Source organism: Mesorhizobium sp. M7A.F.Ca.CA.002.09.1.1, assembly GCF_003998555.1.
Taxonomy (GTDB): domain Bacteria; phylum Pseudomonadota; class Alphaproteobacteria; order Rhizobiales; family Rhizobiaceae; genus Mesorhizobium; species Mesorhizobium ciceri.
This window is the reverse complement of the sequence record NZ_RZRR01001400.1, coordinates 1-844: the sequence shown is the minus strand read 5'-3', so window position 1 is coordinate 844 and position 844 is coordinate 1. Positions and strand designations below refer to the sequence as shown.

The 844-nt window shown below is 62.1% G+C and carries 1 protein-coding gene and 1 tRNA gene; both read right to left on the bottom strand.

The genetic code is table 11. The annotated features are described in order from the left end of the window. Nucleotides 1–259: 259 nt before the first annotated feature. Nucleotides 260–335: transfer RNA gene (locus EN994_RS33530), tRNA-Phe, on the bottom strand. A 320-nt stretch (nt 336–655) separates the two neighbouring features. Then, nucleotides 656–844, bottom strand: a 189-nt coding sequence (locus EN994_RS33525; protein WP_164746535.1) for a helix-turn-helix transcriptional regulator, incomplete at its 5' end; no start/stop codon positions are given.

Genomic DNA, 844 nt, shown 5'->3' with positions numbered 1-844 from the left:
ATCTTGCTGTCCTTGCCGGCAGCGACGTATTCGTCCGACATTCGCTTGGACAGACCGCGAAAGACATCCTCCAGATCCCCAAGCGTTGCTGCGCGTGCTCTCATTTCACCTCCTGCAGCCCCAACGGGCAGTTTGCCCCAGGGTTGAGGGGTGGCCAAGCAAATTAAATCCGCCGGCGGGCCAATGTGCGCAAAGTGATTCCACTTGGCGATGCAGGCGGCGACGCGACGGGGGGTGCCCAGAACGGACCAGGAGGGGATGGTGCCCAGAGGCGGATTCGAACCACCGACACGCGGATTTTCAGTCCGCTGCTCTACCAACTGAGCTATCTGGGCCTGTTCCGGCAAACGAAAACTCGCAGGCCGGAATTCATCGAGGCGCCGTGGGGCGCCCCTTGAAAGCGCGTGGGTTATAGCACGGGAATTCGGCCTGTCCAGCGCCTAGGTGGCGATTTCAGGCAGGAAAAGCGATGCCGTGCGGCGCCCGGGTTTCCATGCCGCTTGCGGGCCGGAATCGCGCACGGCATGGCACTATCTGGCCTTCTTCACCCTGGTCGGCGTCGTTATTGCAGGCTGAAACGCCGTGACATGTCTTTTAGCCGGCGGTCGAGGCGCAGCAATGCTCGCGGCACTGGGCGCCCGCAAGTCGCCATCGCCTATCTGGCGCCGGTCACGCCGCGCCGAAAATCGGAAGGCGACATGCCGGCGAGCTTGCGGAACGACTTGTTGAAGGCGCTGAGCGAGCCGAAACCCGAATCCATGGCGACACGCAGCACATTGGCGTCCTGATGCATCAAAAGCGCCTGCGCATAGCTCAGCCGCAACAGGTTCACATACTCAGTGAG